Here is an 18,863-nt window from a genome sequence, read left to right as displayed (position 1 = left end):
CGTTGTAACAGCCGCTTCAAAGATTCCACTCACACCCATTTGTTAACCATAACCCCTTATTTTGTGATCTAAAGCACAAATTAACATCAAGCCCGATTGCACTTGTATTTACATAAAAGCAATATGAGCTCAATTTGTTACCGCTTTAGAGGAACACATATGATTAAGTTGGGCGTCATCGCGGATGACTTTACGGGTGCCACCGACATTGCAAGTTTCATGGTGAATGCGGGCTGGAAAGTGGTGCTGTTCAATGGCGTTCCTGCTGAGGCATTTGATCAGGAAGGCATCGATGCGGTGGTTATCGCCCTTAAAAGCCGTTCGATTCTGACCAAGACGGCGGTGGAACAATCATTGTCTGCATCAAACTGGCTTAAGTCACAGGGCTGTAAGCGTCAGCTATTCAAATATTGCTCAACCTTTGACTCGACAAAAGAGGGGAATATTGGTCCGGTTACCGATGCCCTGATGAAGAATCTGGATGCGCCAATCACTTTGATTTGCCCGGCAGTACCTGATAATGGACGGACCATTTTGCAAGGCCATCTGTTTGTGAAAGGGCAGTTATTGAATCAAAGCGGGATGGAACATCATCCAGTCACACCGATGAGAGAGTCTTCACTAAAAAAATTGATGGAGGCGCAATCTACCGGCCGCTGCGAAGTCATCGATCTCGACACCATCAAAAATCATGTAGAAGACATTCCTGATACCCTAGCCAAACTGTCAGAGGAAAAGATCAAATATGTTATCTGTGACGTACTGGATAACAATGATCTGTTAACCGTCGCGCGTGAAACCGCAGATTATGTCCTTATCACCGGTGCAGCAGGTATTGGTTATGCCATTGCGGCACTGGATACGATGCATAAATCCGCTGATAAGCCTGCGTTTGCTATCAGCAAAGAGGGGGCAAGCATTGTCCTGTCAGGCAGCTGCTCTTCCATGACCAACCAGCAGGTGAACTTTTATCAGCAGCGCGCCTCCTCACTGGCACTGGATGTGGAAAAAATCCTTCACGAACCCACGTACTTGCAGACGGTGACGGGCTGGGTGGTGACCCAAAAGAATGATGCGTTGGCTCCGATGGTCTATGCCACGCAACCGCCTCAGATTATCGAGATTATTCAGAAGAACTACGGTGCAGAATTTGTCAGTGAGAAGATTGAAAGCTTCTTCGCCACACTTGCCCACAATTTAAGCAAGGAAGGTTTCAACAAATTTATCGTCGCTGGCGGTGAAACGTCGGGTGCGGTATCACAGGGTCTCAATATTAAAGGCATGGTGATCGGCGATGCTGTCGCGCCTGGTGTACCCTGGACACAGGTATTAGATGAAGAAAAGTGGGTAATCCTCAAGTCAGGCAACTTTGGTAACAGTGATTTCTTCTTAAAAGCGCAGGAGAGTGTGAAATGAGCGAAATCCAATATCGTCAGGATTTAGTGCGCTACGCACGCTCCCTGTTTGAACGTGGTTACAGCAGCGGTGGCGCTGGAAATATCAGCCTGAAACTGCCTGATGGCCATATCCTCGCCACGCCGACGAACTCCAGTTTTGGCGACCTGGATGCTGATGAATTGAGTAAAGTCACGATGACCGGTGAGCTGGTTTCGGGTCACAAGGCGTCTAAAGAAGTGCTGATGCACCTGGCAATGTACCGTCAGCGTCCTGCTTGTGGCGGCATCGTACATTTGCACTCCCCCTGGCTGACCGCATTATCTTGCTTGCCCGATCTCGACTATGAAAATGCACTGCCGTCGATAACTCCTTACTACGTGATGCGTGTGGGTAAACTGCCGGTGGTGCCTTATATTCGGCCGGGCTCGCCAGAAATTGCTGTGCATGTTGAAAAACTGGCTAAGGATCATAATTCAATTCTTCTCGCCAACCATGGCCCCATTATTTCGGGTAAAAATATCCGTGAAGCGGTTTTTAATGCAGAAGAGTTAGAGGAAACGGCAAAACTCTATTTCGTACTCAAACCCTATGGCATGAAAACATTAACTAATGAAAATATTGATGAGCTCAATACGCTTTTCAATATGAAATAAATATTGCCATGGTAAAGCTGTGCAGATTTATCTGCGCAGCGTTTTTTTACATCTTCTACTCTGAAAATTAAAAGGATAAGTCATGTCTTTGATGCTTATCACCGGGATTGTCATGTTTGTTATTCTGACATGGTGCTTATTGAAAAATAAGTTTCCTCCCAGTGTGCTGTTTATTATCTTACCTACGGTAGCCGCTTTAGTCTGTGGGTTTGGCTTTAAAGAACTGGGCGAATATGTCGCTTCAGGACTTAAATCGGTAGTTGGCACTGCTACGCTAGTCGCATTTAGCGCCATGTTTTTTACCCTGATGAAAGAAGCCGGTGTGTTTGACGTGATTGTGCGTTTCATCCTGCGTTTCGTCACACAATCGACCTTTTCTGTTCTACTTGCGACATTGGTCATAGCCTCAGTCTGTAGCCTTGATGGTAATGCGTACGCAACCCTGCTGGTAACCGTTCCGGCATTGTTACCTCTGTATGAAAAGATGAACATCAGCCGTAAAACGTTGCTGATGCTGGTTACCGTTGGAGTCGGCGTAACGGGTATTACCCCATGGGGAGGCTCACTCAACCGAGCCATTGCGGTGACCCATCTTGATATTCTTGACGTCTATTACAAACTCATTCCTTTGCAGGTCGTGCTGTTTGTTCTCGGCGTTATTCTCTGCTGGTACATGGCCAGAGTAGAAAATAAAAGTGGTTCTGGCATTAGTAAAGAGGCCTTCCTGGTGATGCGTGAGGAGATGCTAACCAGCAAAGGTGACCATAATCCATGGCTGCTGCGCGCCAACTTTGTGCTGGTGATTGCAACCATTGTGATTCTGGTTTCTGGATTAGTCGCGGGTAACTTCCTGTTTATGATCGCATTCTCGCTGGCAGTCATGATCAATTATCCGGATGCAAAAAAAGCACAACAGAAAATTAAAGATTACGCGTTGACCATCTTCCCGGTAATTGTGATCTTCTTAACGATTGGCGTATTTGTAGGCATATTGCAAAATACTGGCATTATTAAAGTATTAGTAAATGAACTCGCTGCGGTACTTCCTTCCAGTTTAGGACCTTATCTTTATATCATTCTGGCTGCTTTCAGCGTACCGATCGTTATTTTGATTGGATCCGATGCGTTCTATTTTGCACTCCTTCCTCTCGCGGTAGGCCTTGGGCAAAGTTTTGACGTTTCCCCGCTGCACGTCACCATCGCCATGCTCATTACCGAACAAATAGGTTTGCTGCTTAGTCCGGTTATTCCTGCAACGCATCTGGGGTTAGGACTGCTTAATCTTCAGGTCGGTGAGCATATCCGTCACTCCATGGTGAAAATCTGGATCATGAGTGTCTGTGCTCTGTTGGCCGCTGTCGTTCTTGGCATTATTCCTGTCTGATGAGGAGCGATATGATCCCCGCTGAGCGTCATCAACGGATACTCGAGGTGGTATCCATCAAACATTTTGTCAGCCTGCGGGAGCTGGCAGATATGCTGGATGTCACGGTGATGACTATACGGCGGGATATTGAACAGCTCAGCGCGCGTGGCGTCATCATGTCTACGCGCGGTGGTGTGAAATCACGTGAAACCCCGCTACGTATGCCCGTTGAGCGCCCCGGGGCTCATTCTCTGGTCCGTGCTGCGCTACGTTATTTAGGTGATAGCAAAGTGGTTTATCTTGATGGCGGGAAATTGACGTTTGAGTTGGCCACGTTTTTTCCTTACAGCGATGAGATGACCATTGTCACTAATGACTTTGCCATTGCGCAGCATGTTATGACTCACTCTAGCGCCGCCCTGTTTTTTATTGGTGGCAAACTCAGCCGTCATGACAATACTTTTCATCAACGCGTTGCGCTTGAAACCTTACAGAGTCTCAATTTTGAAAAGGCGTTTATCGCACCGGAATCATGGAGTGATAAAGGCATTTTTCATCATGATGAGTACAGAGCGGCTTACTATGGTGCAATCATCAACGCAGCGCGAAAATGTATCATGCTGGCAGATAACAACACTTACGGCAGCAACGCGCTGTACAAGATGTTCTCACTGACCGACATGGACATGGTCATTACTGACCTGCCTTCATCGGAGGTGATTTTGAGCAGACGAATGGATCCGCTAAAGCTGCATCCGGTTACAAATAAATAGCATTGTCATGCTCAAAACAACGAGTTAGCAGCCGGCCTACAGCGGCAATGGCCGATCCTGAATGACGGTTTTCATCACCAGGGTCGACGTTAGCCTTTGTACGCCGGGCATAGCGGAAAGTTTCTCATCATATAACAGCTGAAAAGCGGGCAAATCACGCGTTGTGATATGCAGAAGATAATCTGGATCGCCAAATAAGCGTTGCGCCAGCGTAATTTGCGGAAGTTCTTTCACCGCCTCTTCAAACGCATTGACGGCCTTACGGTCGCCATCACGCAACGTCACGAATACAATCGCCGAGAAGTTATATCCCAGGAAGGCAGGGTCAAGCTGAGCACGATAGCCCTGAATGACGCCACTCTGCTCCAGCGCTTTTACCCTGCGATGGCAAGGTGACAGGCTTAATCCTACCCGCTCCGCAAGCTCAGTTACGGATAAACGGCCATCAGTTTGTAGCTCAGCAAGAATATTGCGGTCTATTCGGTCCATGGGCAAGATTATTCCCGTATCAGCGACATTACGCATTAATATTGAAAGCACATTTTAACCAGCTGAGGATATTCTTTCTACCTGCTAATGCTGTGCGACGCCGCCCAGCATCTGAAGATAGATTCTGTTTATTTCGTTAATCAGGTAGAAGATCGTGTGCAATATCATTTTTTTAAGTCATCCCGAAGACGCTGTGCTCAGCATGCCTAATACATCGAGTGGGGTGTAACGATGGCGCTGAGTTTTTTTGCTGCGTTTTGGGCCGTTTCAGTGCTATTTGTCATTACTCCTGGAGCAGACTGGGCCTATGCCATCTCCGCAGGCATTCGCGGGGGCCGGGTTATTCCCGCTGTCTGCGGATTGCTCTCTGGTCACTTGATTGCAACGTTAATTGTTGCCGCAGGTGTAGGAGCCGTTGTCGCGGACCTGCCCACGCTCATGAAAGGATTAACCGTAGCTGGCGCCTGCTATTTGATCTGGCTGGGAATAGGCATGTTGCGTCATCCTGCCGTTCCCACTGCAGATGAAAGACAGCTCGATGGTAATGCGCTGAGTTGGGCTGTAAAAGGGCTTTGCATAAGTGGACTTAATCCGAAGGTATTTCTGCTGTTTTTGGCGTTGTTGCCACAATTCACCGATTCGCATGGCACATGGCCGCTCTCCTTACAAATGGCCGCATTGGGTATGGTGCATGTCGTAAGCTGTGCTGTGGTTTACCTGATAGTGGGCTTCGGATCGAAAGCCGTGTTACAAACCCGGCCAAGGGCTGCACGCCTCGTCAGCCAAATTTCCGGCGCTCTGATGATCATCATCGCAGCGCTATTACTGACAGAATCATTTAGATGAGACATTGAGATGCCAGAGATCACCCTGACCCATCTGCAGAAGATGAAGAAAAACGGCGAAAAAATTGCCATGTTGACCTGCTACGATGCGACGTTTGCCCACGAGTCCAGCCAGGCTGGCGTCGATATGCTGCTTATCGGCGATACGCTCGGTATGATTCTGCAGGGCCACGACAGTACCCTTCCTGTCACCATTGAGCACATGGTTTATCACACTGCCAGCGTAAAACGCGGTAACACCGGCAGCTTTATCATCGCCGACCTTTCCTTTATGACCTACGCCACCCCAGATCAGGCTTTGCAAAGTTCAGGCCGTCTGATGCAGGCGGGAGCGCAAATGGTGAAACTGGAAGGTGGCGAATGGTTGTGTGAATCGGTACGTCAGTTAACCCGCAATGGCATTCCTGTCTGCGCACATATTGGTTTAACGCCGCAATCGGTCAATGTGTTTGGCGGGTTTAAAGTTCAGGGTCGTGGACCAGAACAGGCCAAAGGACTTATCGATGCAGCCATTAAGCTTGAAGCCGCCGGTGCAGCAATGATTTTGGTTGAAGCGGTTCCTTCTTCCGTAGGCAAAGCACTCAGTGAAGCGGTTACCGTCCCGGTAATCGGTATTGGAGCTGGGGTAGATACTGATGGTCAGGTGCTGGTTTTACACGACATGCTGGGATTGAGTATCACAGGGCGCGCGCCTAAGTTTGTCCGTAACTTTATGACGGGCCATGACAGCATTCAGCATGCCATTCAGAGCTATGTTGCTGCGGTTAAAACCAAAACGTTTCCTGCTGCTGAACATTGTTACGCTGAATGAGCACGATGGTGCTGAATAAAAATAACCGATGAGTACCAGAATTATAAATCAATTTTGAAAATTGCTTAGACTTAAAATTCTCTAACTTCGCCATCCTATCAGGCGGGTGAAGTTATTTAGTTCGAGGTCTAAATTTTCTCGACACATCATGACCAGGAAATTGTTTAGATAATTGACTTCTTCGATTCGTAATCCTACCCGCCACTTCGCAATTGCAATATCATCTTATTATTATTTCAATCTTATGGCCTGGAACTACCACCCGAATAATCACTTGAAATTAATAACTTTCCTTGCAGTTTAATAAAATGGGAAAGTGCCTGTTTTGAAAAATAGTTTTAGTCTATGAATATAAATTCTGTTTGAATTTACCCGCAGGCGACAAATGCAATTTCAATTTTTTTAAACTTAAAGGAGCAAATGAAACGATGAGTTTGTTCATAGGTCTCATCGGGAAAAAGATAATTGATGGTTAATCTCAGCGCATATGGGATTGGGCTGGAAACATTCATCAAACATTTTGATATGAAAAATTAGTCGAATGAAATTCGGCTAATGGTATCAATCAACACTATGTGATAACGCTTTAAAAAAGTAGTATTGCTAAGTCTAAGAAAGACAACAAATAATTATAGTGCACATAAAGTCTGACGCGCTTACCACCGCTAGGCGGCTGGCTGCTTATGACGGCGCACAAGGATGAGTTTTGCACGCTACCGTCCAACTTAAAATTATCCATTGATTAAAACAGTCAGAATAGGCAGTGCTAATCCAGGCACCAATGCAGTAGACAACTATAGAGGCTTAAATACATAGGTGCCAGGCATATGTTTTACTGCGTGTTTTTTGTTCGATTTGTGAAATCAGATACAAGATCTCGACATGATGCTAAGGCATTATTAAAACGCCTGAGACAAGGTATGACAGGGTATTTAAATATAAGGGAGTTAATTGTGGAAAACGTTGAAACACAAATTTCTCAGCACATTAGTGGGTTTCCAGAGTCGCTGGTCAATTATCTCAGAAATGACTATGAAGACGATTTAATGGTGGTTATTGAGGATCTTCTTCCCTTAGATTTACAACAGAAAATGGAAGATGAAGCGCGCGCGTTACTTGAGAAAAATGCTCTTAGGCGCGAAGTAATTATAAAGCAGAGTGGTAGCACACCAAGAGCATACGATAGCGTTGGCCGCAATGCTATTCGTGAAGAAGGCAAATATATCCCTGCTTTTTTCGATAGTCCAAGTGTCCTGAAGTTTCTTTCACGCATTACAGGTGAAACGCTTTATCGCGTACCTTATGAACCTGAAGAATTTATTATCAATTCCCAAAATAAAAGCGGCGACACTCATGGTTGGCATTGGGACGACTATTCTTACGCATTGGTATGGGTAATTGATGAACCTGATGTGCTTTCTGGTGCTCGAGTCGAATTTATTCCACACGTTCCCTGGAAGAAAGAGAATACTCGAGAATGGATTAAGAAGACCTTGGCTGAATATCCGGTAATTAGCCGCCATGTTGCTCGTGGCCAATGTTACTTGCTTCGGGCAAGGGATGCTCTTCATCGTATAGCGCCGTTAACTCAGGAATCCCGTCGCACAGTGATCGTTTTCACCTATGCAAATGACCTGGATTTCAAGGACACATCGTTGACGCATGATTCGATGGAAGATATTTATCCACAAGATACAGCGCAATAAAAAAATTGGAGGGTACAATGTCAGCAGGTGGTATGAATGATAAGACGGGATTTCCTGTGTTTTTTACAGAAGTTTCAAATAATCTTGGTCGCTATGAAGACTATAATCTCGCATCAGAAAAATTTGTTGATTTGTTCCCTCCATCTGAATACCCATCAGTATTAGATATATGCTGTGGTATAGGGAAAATGAGTCTGGCTTTGTTTTCTCAGGGATATAAGGTTACAGCTGTAGATTTATCTTCTGAACAGCTAGAAATAGCAAGAAAGAATGCTCCTGGTCCAATTTATCATCAAGCTGATATGAAAAAAATTCCCGGAGATAATTTTGATTTGTTAATTAATGTATATACTAGCTTCGGATATTACTCTACCGAGGAAGAGGATCTAGCACTTTTTGATTATTGGTATGGCTTGTTACGTCCGGGGGGAGTTCTACTCATGGAGCTCGCTGATATGGAAAGAGCAAGAAATAGAATTAATGAACAAGGTTCTCTGATACGAGAAGAGAATGGCATCACAGAATATCTTTATATGGACTGGGATAAGAGGCTGTTAAAAGTCGATTATCATCGAGAATCGCAACACTGGAGTTGTCTTACAAGGCTTTATGAAAAAGAGACGCTCAAAAATGAATTATTAAAGGCAGGATTCTCAACTGTTTCACTTTATGGCGATTTCTCTCTAAAGAAGAAAGAAAAAGACGACAACCTAGTCATTATTGCTCGGAAAGGATAAAAATGAAAAAATACATATGTATTGTTGATGCGTATTCAACTGGAGCAGAATTAGCACCTATCTTTAAAAAAAATGGTTGGTCTTGTATTCACATACAGTCTTCTTCAGAAATTCCGCAGGAATACCAGTCAACGTTTAAGCATGAAACATTTGATTTTTTAATCTCTCCAAAAAATGAATCTAAGGATGAGTTTTTAAAAATAGCTGAAGAGTTGAAAGCACTATCTCCAGAATATATTATTCCGGGCACTGAAACGGGTGTTTATGTTGCGGACCTTCTCTCTTCATTAGTAGGCACAACAGGAAACTCAATAAATACTAGTGCTCTTCGCCGTAACAAATATTCAATGCAAGAGGCTCTAAAAAAAGCTGGGATAAATTCTATCCCTCAGTTTTTGGCCGAATCTGTAGAGCAAGCAAAAAAATGGGCTAGTGAGTTAGGAAAGTGGCCTGTAGTAGTTAAGCCTGTAGACAGTGCTGGAGCTGATAGCGTTCGTTTTTGCAATACTATTGATGAAGTCGAAGATGCTTTTAATAAAATATATGGCAAGAAAAACAAGTTGGGTTTAACAAATAAGAATGTTCTTTTGCAAGAACGTCTTAATGGGCAGCAATATATTGTCAATGCGGTTAGTATCAATGGGCAACATCTAATTACAGAAATATGGTCGGACGACAAAAAAGAAGTTGAGAATGCATCGCTAATCTGTGAAAGAGAAATTCTTTTACCTTACTTGGGGGATGTTCAAGACCAGCTTGTTGAGTATATGGAAAAATCTCTTACTATTCTCGGTATTGAAAATGGTCCATCCCATAGTGAATTAATGATGACTGATTCTGGGCCTGTACTTATTGAAACAGCCGCCAGAATGCAAGGGACTATTATGCACCACGCCGTTGTATCTGCATTAGGATATAGTCATGTTACGCTTACGGCTGAACGCTATACGAAACCAGAACAGTTTGTTTCAAGACTTGGCAAGAAGTACATGCTTAAAACTCAACTGCAGTGCATTACATTAGCATCAGAATTTGAAGGTGTTGTTAAAGTAAATAATTGTGATGAACTTTTAAAATCACTCCCATCATACTTCGGTATGATGCACACGCCTAAAGCGGGAGACAATATCTACAGAACAACGGATCTGTTTACTAATCCAGGAATTATTTATTTGTGTCATCAAGATCAAAAACAAATTGATGTTGATCACACAACAATTAGGCGTTATGAAAAGCAAGGCAAACTTTTTGAGTTAGCTTGAGAAAAATATGAATAATAAAAGTTATTTATTTGGGCTGTTAATGGTCCTTCTTTATAATTTTCTTGATGCCGGAAAGGAGGTTTATTCCGGCTTTCTTGTTCAGGAAAATCATCCATTGAGTATTACATTTATTGTTTTTTCTATTGCGATGGTTTTCTTCCAATTGTACGGAGTGTCTTTTTCGCGTCAAAATTACCTCTCGACCATGAGGTTCTTCACTCAGATCTTGATTTTAAATTTAACTACTGCAGGATCATGGATAAGTTTTTTCTATTGCATGCAATATCTGGAGCCTGCAGTAGCGTCTGCGATTATAACTGGCGTGGCTCCATTGCTCATTATTTATATCGCACCCGTTTTTTTTAAAAATGAGTCTCATCAATATAAAACTATATTTATTTTTTGTATCACATTCTGTTCGTTATGGTTAGCCGCAATTAGCTTGCGTGAAGGTAGGCTAACTTATAACTACTCTTCTTCAGAAATTTTAATTGGGGTTTTGATGGCAGTTATTTGCTCTGTCTTTAGTATCTTCTCCAATATTTTCAGTAGAAGATTGAGTGACAGAGGCTGCCTGCCTTCTTCAATTATGGCGCATCGTTTTTACATAACAGTTCTTATAACTATGAGTTATAGTTTAGACTCATCTGGGTATAAAGGTGTCATTGAGATCCTATCTCCAGGAATAGCTATTCTCGCAATATTCGGCGTGGTTATTCCGTTATGGTGCCTACAACATGGCATAAAATCTTTGTCTCCAGCCAGAGTAATGGTTTTTATTTCAGTAAATCCGATTTTTACTTTCGTTTTTCAGTTATTTGACCCGAGATTATCACCCTCACTTTCCTCACTTGTTGCAATTCTGTTAATCTGTTTTTTTTCCCTTGCATCAGAGCTATGGGGCATAAAACCGAAAGGACGGGTTGAAGCAGATGGGTATCACGGCATACCGGAAGATCGCCGGAATTGAGATCACATTATCAGACAGCACTAATCATATTTTCCCAAAACACTCGCACGATGAGTTCTATATAGGGGCCAATGTCTCAGGAAGGGAGAAAATCTGGTTAGATGGTAAAAATTCTGAGGCAAGTGTTGACGAGATAACCATTTATAATCCAGGACAGATTCAAGCAGCCGAACCCACACCCTATGATTGGTGCTATTACAGCTTTTATGTCTCACCAGAGTCTATGATTGAGTTCACTGGATTAGACGCAGAGGACCATTTCAAAAAGAATATTTTTGCAGCTCCTGACGTGGCAAAGGAGATACGTCAGGTTGCTGCTTTCGCACTCGAACGTCACAGTTTAGATGCTGAAATCAACGAACGAGTCGCTGGTGTTTTGCAATCAGTCCTTTCCCGCTCAGGCATACATCCACTAATCGATATTAAAACTACAGACAAAGCTATAGTTGACTATGTGATCACGAGACTTATGGATGATTTTCATTTTCCTCCTTCCCTGCAGACACTTGCCCATGAAACAGGACTATCTCCCGTTAAACTTGTAAGAATGTTCACTAGTATTAAGGGGCTTCCTCCTTTTGCATGGATAAAAGGAGAGCGACTACGTCAAGGTAAAAACATGATTATACAAGGTAAACCTATATCAGAGATTTCTGCCCAATTAGGTTTTACCGATCAAGCTCATTTCACGCGCAATTTTAAAAGTATGTTTGGAGTTACTCCTGGACAATTATATAAGCTTTCGCTATAGCTGCACCTAAAAATATTAATTTAGTAAATTAACTATTTGTTTTTCTAATACACCTTAAATATTAGAATTTACCTGCTCCCCAATGATTAACATACCGCTATGTCAGTAATGTCCGCAGCTCGCTCTTTACGGACCATGCAGCGAGCAAGTCCGCTCCGTGCCATCAACGGACGTTTCTAATATCTGCATGTACTAATCTAAGGAGAGCAGAGCTATTTGCATATTCATGCATGTGCACAAAAATAATCGGGTATGTTTTTAAACATGATGGGCATTAAAGATGCCAGAAAAGGCTATCCCACCTTAAAATGGTGCTAAGGCGTAGTATGTAGTAGCAGTAGAAAGCTTATATGACATGTATCCTTGCTGGAAAGCGGAGCCGTACAACTGAGGCCTGTAGTCTGGTTAACTGACAAAAACAGGGAGAGTTATGACAGGAAAAATTATCTACGTCGTGCACAGTCCCAGCCCCACGTTGGGACGATCACCGCTGCAAAAGGGATATTTTCCTTACGCGCTTACAAAAAAGTATATCGAGTCGCTTCAACAAGAGCTGGATAGGCTCGACATAAACTGCAGGGTTATTGCTGACGATACAGAGTCCGATATTGAGGTTTTGATAACGCGCTATCCTGTACTTCTCGTCTGCGCCCCGGGACTTCGTTATCAGTTTTACCATCAGGGTTTCGACAAACAAAAAATTGTCTGGTTAGGCGTCATGGAATATTGCTCGTCAGATCCCCGTTCTGCGCTCAAGAGGCTGGCGGAGCTGGCTTTTGCTGATTTTTAGCAGGGTTGTTATGTTTGATGTGGTAGAGCTACTCAGTCGCCATGTTGAGATTGTTCTATCAGAATGAATGAAGCCGTCAGCACCGCCAGCGCTATTCCTAACATCAGCGCCGCAGGCAGCATCAACAGATTTGGTTACACAGCCGATGGCCATGACAGATAAACCATGCAGGGCACATAGAACGCGGGTCTAACGAAGCGTTTAGCATGGTGATAAACAAAGCTGGATTCATTTGCCGCGCCATAACGCCGTAGATCTCGCCGTCCCAGACCATCAACTACCGCGACCAGCACCGCCATTAGGAACAGCGGTATTGATAGCACCAGAAAAGTCACACGAATCAGCGTCACCACATCATCCCAGCGATCGTTATCCAGCATCAGTGCGCCCAGCACTGCCTGTTCAGCATCAATGGAATGCGACATTTCGATTGGGTAGTTACTGGACTTAGACATTATTCAACTCCTTCACAGAACGTGAAAGAAGCGCATCAAACTGACCGCGCCATTCCGGGAATAATTCACACGCCAGGTTGTGCATCGTTTGCAACGCCGAATCACTCTTGCGGCGTATCTGCGTTTCCAGCCGGTGTGCAGGTTCGCCAGCAAAGTGGCCCGCCTTATAGATGTCGAGATCGTAGATTTGGGTGTTCAGCAACGACACGAGAATCTCGTCGGCGTAGGGACTATATTTCCCTTCACTAACAATCGTCTCCAGTTGCCCAAGTGTGGTTTTGGCCAGTGAGGTGTAATCCATGCAATTCACCAGAATGCGAATCGCCGGAAGCGCGATGCCGTAGGGGGAGAGTGAGCGCAGCTGTTCGAACATAGCGATAGCACCGCGCAGAAACTCGCGGATGTCTGGCTGTACCGGCTTCACTATGCCGATAGTGGTGTCAGTGGCGGCGAGTGCAATGAGCTCCAACATCACCGAACGCGCGCCCTGGGAATCAATGATGATGACATCGAGATGAGGGATGAAGCTGTTGGAGATTATGTTGGTAGCATCACCGAGATCTACCGACTGCATCAGCAGTTCGTATATGCCGCTCGGCGCTTGATAGGTGAGTTGATAGATGCTGCTGGCGGTAGGTTGGCCGAAGTCGCCATCAATTAAAAGTGTCTTCAATCCTGTGTCAGCGAGGAAGCCACAGAGATTTGCGGCTTGCGTAGATTTGCCTGCTCCACCTTTGGTGGAAATCACGGGAAGTATTTTCATCATGCACATCCGAAAGTTATTCGGAGGTACGCCTACACTACGTTGTACTACGCCGTTTTTGCTCAATTCCCCATAGAAAAATCAAACCTAAAGTCTCAGCAAGGGGATTGAAAATCTCCGTGTCCGTGGTTCGATTCCGCGTCCGGGCACCTTACATCGAAGCACACTGGTTAGATCTGAGAGGTCTAACGGGTGTCTAAATGAAGATGGTGTTCACAGCAACGGTGACTGCATTTGCAAGTGCATCATCCAAGATTGAACATAGAAATCTTCAAGAAAGGGTACTAGTTAGCGCTAGTGCCCCTTTTGCGTTACCTCAAATGATCACAACACCCTTCAGCCCGTCACTACCTAAGCTTGATTCTTCGCAGTGAAGTACACTCAAAATCTCACATTTCCTGTCGATTTTTCAAAGCACACTCATGGCTATCCAGCTAAAAATGGCATTAATTAATACGTTATTTTAAATAAAAAAAGCCCAAATCATTTGGGCTCGAAAATGTGGAGTAAATATTTTCATTCTTCCCTTTCACACCAGGGTTGAATGAATTGTAATCGTCATTAGCTTCATATTTTTATTATTCTATGCTGTGATATATATCTGCCGATATTTTTGCTCCATGATTCGGTGATCATTTTATCAATACATGCTTTATAGCTTTAAATTTTTACTGCATTTCTTGACAGTTTTTCCTGCAGATACGATTAATTAATAGGGTCTGCTCAAGCTTAGTAGTAAAGAGATGAGCAACGTTAGCTGCCAAATCATTCATTTATCATGATGTTGAATTTAATAATCACAGGGGAAAGGATGAAAAAGAATACCGATGAACATAAAAATGAATCAGAGACCTTGCTTAAAAGTGGGCTTGCCTGGAATGGACAACGTTTAGAGAGCTATCCTTCTGGTGAACTCGAGATCACCGTTATGAAAATGACCATCCCCGCTCATTCAGAACTCCCATGGCATACTCATCCCATTCCTAATACGGCATACATCCTGTCCGGTTCTCTGACCATTGAAGATAAAGAGAGCGGAGAAACGAAAACTTTTCACGCTGGTGAAGCTTTCAATGAGTCCATCGGTATTGCACACCGAGGATTCACTACAGAGGAAAGCACTGACGTCATCATTTTCTACGCAGGCGCTAAGGGTGAGGAACTCTCCGTACCACTACCTGGAGAAGAGTCTGAGTACTAAGACATTCAGCGCCTATTACTGATTGATTTTTATGATGAATGGATGTGGAGAAATCCACATCCATTTATGTGCATAGCCTGTATGAGACCGACATAGTTAACGTCTTACTGATTCAAACCTAATCCTTTCTTATCTAAACATTCAGTAATTGTCTGCGCGACTTTTCGTATCTGTGCATCGTCTCGCAGGTCCGGGTGTTTTGCTAACCAGATATCCAGCGTTAGCATCGGTTGTTCAGTGGATAATTTTATCAGCCGGGATTCTTTATCCGCTAAAAAACAGGGTAAACCCGCAACGCCAATTCCCGAACAAGCTGCCTCATATTGATTACTTAAATCGCTGACTTCACAACAAACCCGCCTCTCCCCTATAACGTCATAAAGCCATCTTTTATGCTCAAAACTGGGTTCCTTTTGGGAATAAGCAATGAAATCCCACACAGATGAATTTTTTATATTCCTGTAATGAGGTGCGGCATATAAACCAAACTTCATTCGCCCTGCTTTTTTTATAATATCGGTATCTTCTATTGGTGGAGAGAGGCGCAGGGATAAATCAGCTTCCATTTTTGAAAGAGACACAAATTGTGGTTCACTCTGGATAGAGAGCTGGATGTCAGGATTTTGCTGCGTCATTTCAAAAATAGCGGGAGCAAAAAAATGTCGGGCGAGTATGGGTGGAGCCGAGATCGCCACCCGTGAACGGGTAGATGTTTTAACTGAGGAGGAGAGCCGCGCAACGGAATAAACTTTGGCCTCAATCTCCTTTGCCTCGTCTAAAATTTTTTCACCTATCGCTGTCAGGCGCGACTCACGAGGTAGGCGGATGAACAGCTGAATGCCCAATTCTGCTTCAAGCGACGCCAGTCGGCGACTCACTGTGGCTTGATCAACTTTCAAACCTTTTGCAGCACCTGAAATCGTACCGGCCCTGGCAATGGCCAGAAAAAAGCGAAGATCTTCCCAATTCATGATGTATGCGTTTTTGCATGGATGGTGTGCAAATTCTAATATTTACGCATACCGTGTCAATTCTTATCCTTTAGTCATGGTTAACTCACTTTGGCTTAGTTAGTAATGTCGAAAATAACGCCCACCTTAGCGGCAATACTCATCTCATCCTGCCTGGGCTTTCTGGTCGTTCAACTCGATGTAAGCGTGGTGAATGTTGGATTGAGCGCATTGAGAGAGGCGTTTAAAACCGACCTTACTGGCCTGCAATGGGTCATCAATAGCTATGCCTTGGTGTTTTCAGCACTGCTGATTCTTGGCGGCGCATTAGGGGATAAGTTCGGCGCTAAAAGTGTCTTTGCCTGGGGGTTTGGCGTCTTTACGTTGGGATCGATCGGCTGCGGGTTAGCTGACGGTATGGCAATGTTGATTACGCTGCGTGGTCTTCAGGGAATGGGCGCTGCGCTATTGGTACCCACCTCCTTAACGTTAATCAGACTGACTTTCCAGGATGCAAACACCCGTCGTACCGCAGTGGCTATGTGGGGTGCCTGTGGCGGTATCGCTCTAGCTGCCGGGCCGGTACTGGGCGGGATTCTCATCCAATATTTGGGCTGGCGAAGCGTGTTTTTAATTAATGTTCCGATTGGCCTTATCGCGATTATCCTCATCCTGCGTTTTGCTCCAGCCTCTCCACGTGTAGACAAGAAAGTCGATGTGCCGGGTCAGATAGCCAGCGCTGTCGCCATCGCCTCCCTGACGTATGCCCTGACAGAATCGAGCGATCGGGGCTGGACAATGCTGCCTCTCATCGCGTTATGTCTGGCAATCCTCTCAGCCTTAATATTTACCGTCACGGAAAGACATGTTACGTCTCCTATGCTGCCTCCTCATTTAGTCAAAAATAAGATGCTGATTGCAATGTGCCTCAGTGGCGCCGTCATCAATCTGGTTTTTTACGGCACTGTTTTTGTCCTTAGCCTCTTTTTCCAGACCGTTAAAGGCTATGGTGCATTCCAGACCGGCATCGCTTTCATTCCTTTGACCGCCGTTCTGACCGTATCAACGATGATATCTTCACGAGTTGCACGTCGCGTAAGTGCGATACGTATCATCACCACCGGATTTAGCGTGCAAATTATTGGGTTTTTAGTGTTATCCCAATTATCTGTTAACGCATCTTTATGGCTGTTGAATGGCGCACTCATGTTGGTCGGAATGGGCAGCGCGATGTCAGTCCCCTCAGTCACCAATACCCTGCTTGCTTCCGTCTCACAGCACGATGCCGGCATATCCTCGGGTTTGATGGCGTCAGCAAGACAGTTAGGTGGGGTCGTGGGCGTCGCCATCTTTGGGGCGCTAATAACCCATACCGATACTGCAACATTTTCGCACGGTATGGCTAAAGCGATGCTGCTCTCTGCCCTGGCTTTACTGTTGTGCATAGTGATAAATCTCGTGATGACGAGACGCACGCGCGAAGCCGTCGAAATATAGCTCTTACTATCAAGATGGATGTCAGCACTGAACAGAACCATTGCAAATGTGGTGTTTGTTAACTCGAAATGAACTGCCCATTTATCATGGGGCTTGATCAAATTTACACTGTCAATAGCACTATCAGGGGGTATTGGAGTCTCAGTTCCCATCTGGCAAACTGTCCGGCAACGCTCATAGCTGCAGGCTAACAAGCCTATTTTTAAGCGATCACCCGTTATAGCAGTCATCGCTAATGAAGATAGCGCCTTCATGTTATGATATACCCCGGTACAGTATGTGAGGATGTATGCCACACTCTCCTGAAGATAAAAAGCGAGCGCTTAACAGAATTAAAAGGATACAGGGGCAATGCGAAGGCATTCAGCGATCGCTGGAAGCTGGTGTAGATTGTGCGCCTGTATTGATGCAAATGGCTGCTGTCAGAGGCGCAATAAATGGTCTGATGACCGAGGTCCTGGAAAGCTACATAAAAGAAGAGTTCGCGGGGAAGTTAAACTCTGATAGCGGCAGTGAACAGGAAATCGGTGAGCTGGTTAAATTAGTTCGCTCTTATTTTAAGTAATCGAATCGACGGTTACTCTTTCCGTTCCATTGAAAAGCAGCGTCTTTGGGTGCTGCTTTTTTTATGTCTAAATTAACAAGCTCAGTCTATTAAATTATCATCGTTAAATTATTTGAACGAGTGGCCGTAACTCTATGTGCTAAAGTTTGTGCAGAATTTTACGGATGATCAACATGACTATTTCAAGCAACCAAAAAATCAGCCCCGGCATGATAAATTATTCAGTTAAAACAGATGAATGCAATAGCAGAGAGCTGGTCTTGCACGCTGTTGTCAGAGACATTATCAAGTGGATTGATGACAATCTTGATGTAAATCTTAGAGTTGACGTTATTACCAGAAGAAGCGGTTATACCCACTGGTACTTTCAGCGGAGATTCAAGGACATTACCGGGATATCAATAGCTGATTACATTCGCATTTGTCGTGTAATAAACGCCACCAGTGCGCTCATCACTACCGACAAAAATATTATGTCGATCGCAATGGATAATGGTTTTAGCAGTCAGCAAACCTTCACACGCGTCTATCGTCATTATGTTAATGAACCGCCAGGGAGCATCCGCAAGGCCTATTGTGGCGAACCCGCATATGTTGAAAACATGAGGTCAGAAATGTTTCAGAGCTATCCTTTCTTCCAGGGTAGGGATACGGCTCATTAACCTTTTCTCATCTTCTGTGGTAGCGATAGCCTAACAGCGATCACAGCTCTCATTGCTTTATCATAAAGCGAGCGTTTAGAGTGGTTCTGGGTACTACCAATCATTATCCTTATTTTTAATTTCATTAAAAAACAAATAGATAGATTGTTTTTGTTATGAATACCAAAAATCATGTATACCCCCATAGGGTATGCGATCTATACTCCCCCTACTCGATAA

Annotated in this window: 19 protein-coding genes and 1 pseudogene; 16 read left to right on the top strand and 4 right to left on the bottom strand. The window is 44.4% G+C overall.

The annotated features are described in order from the left end of the window. Positions 1 to 159: 159 nt before the first annotated feature. The 4 genes from otnK to PMI17_RS04355 all read left to right on the top strand — a co-directional run bounded on the left by otnK (position 160) and on the right by PMI17_RS04355 (position 4,190). A complete protein-coding gene (gene otnK, locus PMI17_RS04370; RefSeq protein ID WP_007886554.1) occupies positions 160 to 1,416 on the top strand; it encodes a 3-oxo-tetronate kinase in 1,257 nt (418 codons plus the stop codon). Continuing rightward, the gene (locus PMI17_RS04365) at positions 1,413 to 2,051 is read left to right on the top strand and encodes an aldolase (RefSeq protein ID WP_007886553.1); all 639 of its coding nucleotides are present in this window, start codon (positions 1,413 to 1,415) and stop codon (positions 2,049 to 2,051) included. The genes otnK and PMI17_RS04365 overlap by 4 nt, the downstream gene beginning before the upstream one ends. A gap of 82 nt (positions 2,052 to 2,133) precedes the next feature. After that, positions 2,134 to 3,435, top strand: a complete 1,302-nt coding sequence (locus tag PMI17_RS04360) for an SLC13 family permease (RefSeq protein ID WP_007886552.1) — start codon at positions 2,134 to 2,136, stop codon at positions 3,433 to 3,435. Between the two features lie 11 nt (positions 3,436 to 3,446). Further along, complete coding sequence (locus PMI17_RS04355) at positions 3,447 to 4,190, top strand: DeoR/GlpR family DNA-binding transcription regulator (protein WP_007886551.1); 744 nt, start codon at positions 3,447 to 3,449, stop codon at positions 4,188 to 4,190. 36 nt (positions 4,191 to 4,226) lie between these two features. On the opposite strand, the gene PMI17_RS04350 is transcribed toward PMI17_RS04355, so the two are convergent. Then, positions 4,227 to 4,679 (bottom strand): Lrp/AsnC family transcriptional regulator, encoded by a 453-nt coding sequence (locus PMI17_RS04350; protein ID WP_007886550.1) that lies wholly within the window; start codon positions 4,677 to 4,679, stop codon positions 4,227 to 4,229. Between the two features lie 231 nt (positions 4,680 to 4,910). On the opposite strand from PMI17_RS04350, the gene PMI17_RS04345 reads away from it, so the two are divergent. The 8 genes from PMI17_RS04345 to PMI17_RS04315 all read left to right on the top strand — a co-directional run bounded on the left by PMI17_RS04345 (position 4,911) and on the right by PMI17_RS04315 (position 12,551). Next, positions 4,911 to 5,525: a LysE family translocator gene (locus PMI17_RS04345; protein ID WP_007886549.1), complete on the top strand. Its 615-nt coding sequence runs from the start codon at positions 4,911 to 4,913 to the stop codon at positions 5,523 to 5,525. Positions 5,526 to 5,534: 9 nt separating this feature from the next. Next, positions 5,535 to 6,335 (top strand): 3-methyl-2-oxobutanoate hydroxymethyltransferase, encoded by an 801-nt coding sequence (gene panB / locus PMI17_RS04340; protein ID WP_007886547.1) that lies wholly within the window; start codon positions 5,535 to 5,537, stop codon positions 6,333 to 6,335. A 953-nt stretch (positions 6,336 to 7,288) separates the two neighbouring features. Next, a complete protein-coding gene (locus PMI17_RS04335) occupies positions 7,289 to 8,041 on the top strand; it encodes a hypothetical protein (RefSeq protein ID WP_157178866.1) in 753 nt (250 codons plus the stop codon). Between the two features lie 17 nt (positions 8,042 to 8,058). Next, complete coding sequence (locus tag PMI17_RS04330) at positions 8,059 to 8,778, top strand: class I SAM-dependent methyltransferase (RefSeq protein WP_007886543.1); 720 nt, start codon at positions 8,059 to 8,061, stop codon at positions 8,776 to 8,778. Between the two features lie 2 nt (positions 8,779 to 8,780). After that, positions 8,781 to 10,040, top strand: a complete 1,260-nt coding sequence (locus PMI17_RS04325; protein ID WP_007886540.1) for an ATP-grasp domain-containing protein — start codon at positions 8,781 to 8,783, stop codon at positions 10,038 to 10,040. A gap of 7 nt (positions 10,041 to 10,047) precedes the next feature. Continuing rightward, positions 10,048 to 11,010, top strand: coding sequence for a DMT family transporter (locus tag PMI17_RS24675; protein WP_007886538.1), 963 nt, complete (start codon positions 10,048 to 10,050; stop codon positions 11,008 to 11,010). Next, on the top strand, positions 10,973 to 11,761 hold the full coding sequence (locus PMI17_RS04320; RefSeq protein ID WP_007886535.1) for an AraC family transcriptional regulator: 789 nt from the start codon (positions 10,973 to 10,975) through the stop codon (positions 11,759 to 11,761). Before PMI17_RS24675 ends, PMI17_RS04320 begins: the two co-directional genes overlap by 38 nt. Before the next feature lie 430 nt (positions 11,762 to 12,191). Continuing rightward, positions 12,192 to 12,551: a hypothetical protein gene (locus PMI17_RS04315; protein ID WP_007886533.1), complete on the top strand. Its 360-nt coding sequence runs from the start codon at positions 12,192 to 12,194 to the stop codon at positions 12,549 to 12,551. A 32-nt stretch (positions 12,552 to 12,583) separates the two neighbouring features. Here the strand turns inward: PMI17_RS04315 and PMI17_RS04310 are convergent. Next, a pseudogene (locus tag PMI17_RS04310) lies at positions 12,584 to 12,976 on the bottom strand (TIGR03747 family integrating conjugative element membrane protein). Between the two features lie 22 nt (positions 12,977 to 12,998). Further along, entirely contained in the window at positions 12,999 to 13,769 is a 771-nt protein-coding gene (locus PMI17_RS04305; RefSeq protein ID WP_036620251.1) for a ParA family protein, read from the bottom strand. A gap of 811 nt (positions 13,770 to 14,580) precedes the next feature. Between PMI17_RS04305 and PMI17_RS04300 the strand changes: the two genes are divergently transcribed. Then, complete coding sequence (locus PMI17_RS04300) at positions 14,581 to 14,970, top strand: cupin domain-containing protein (RefSeq protein WP_007886529.1); 390 nt, start codon at positions 14,581 to 14,583, stop codon at positions 14,968 to 14,970. Between the two features lie 104 nt (positions 14,971 to 15,074). Here the strand turns inward: PMI17_RS04300 and PMI17_RS04295 are convergent, their stop codons facing one another. Further along, positions 15,075 to 15,941, bottom strand: a complete 867-nt coding sequence (locus PMI17_RS04295; RefSeq protein ID WP_007886528.1) for a LysR family transcriptional regulator — start codon at positions 15,939 to 15,941, stop codon at positions 15,075 to 15,077. Between the two features lie 105 nt (positions 15,942 to 16,046). On the opposite strand from PMI17_RS04295, the gene PMI17_RS04290 reads away from it, so the two are divergent. From PMI17_RS04290 to PMI17_RS24425, 3 genes are all read left to right on the top strand, one after another. Beyond that, positions 16,047 to 17,417 carry an MFS transporter gene (locus PMI17_RS04290; RefSeq protein WP_007886527.1) on the top strand — a complete coding sequence of 457 codons (1,371 nt, stop codon included), beginning with the start codon at positions 16,047 to 16,049 and terminating at the stop codon, positions 17,415 to 17,417. Between the two features lie 289 nt (positions 17,418 to 17,706). Next, positions 17,707 to 17,982 carry a metal/formaldehyde-sensitive transcriptional repressor gene (locus PMI17_RS04285; protein WP_007886526.1) on the top strand — a complete coding sequence of 92 codons (276 nt, stop codon included), beginning with the start codon at positions 17,707 to 17,709 and terminating at the stop codon, positions 17,980 to 17,982. A 173-nt stretch (positions 17,983 to 18,155) separates the two neighbouring features. Beyond that, on the top strand, positions 18,156 to 18,644 hold the full coding sequence (locus tag PMI17_RS24425; RefSeq protein WP_007886525.1) for a helix-turn-helix domain-containing protein: 489 nt from the start codon (positions 18,156 to 18,158) through the stop codon (positions 18,642 to 18,644). Positions 18,645 to 18,863: the final 219 nt, after the last annotated feature.

This window comes from Pantoea sp. GM01 (assembly GCF_000282675.1).
Classification (GTDB): domain Bacteria; phylum Pseudomonadota; class Gammaproteobacteria; order Enterobacterales; family Enterobacteriaceae; genus Pantoea; species Pantoea nemavictus.
Note: the sequence above shows the minus strand (reverse complement) of the source record. Positions and strands in the feature narration are given on the sequence as shown.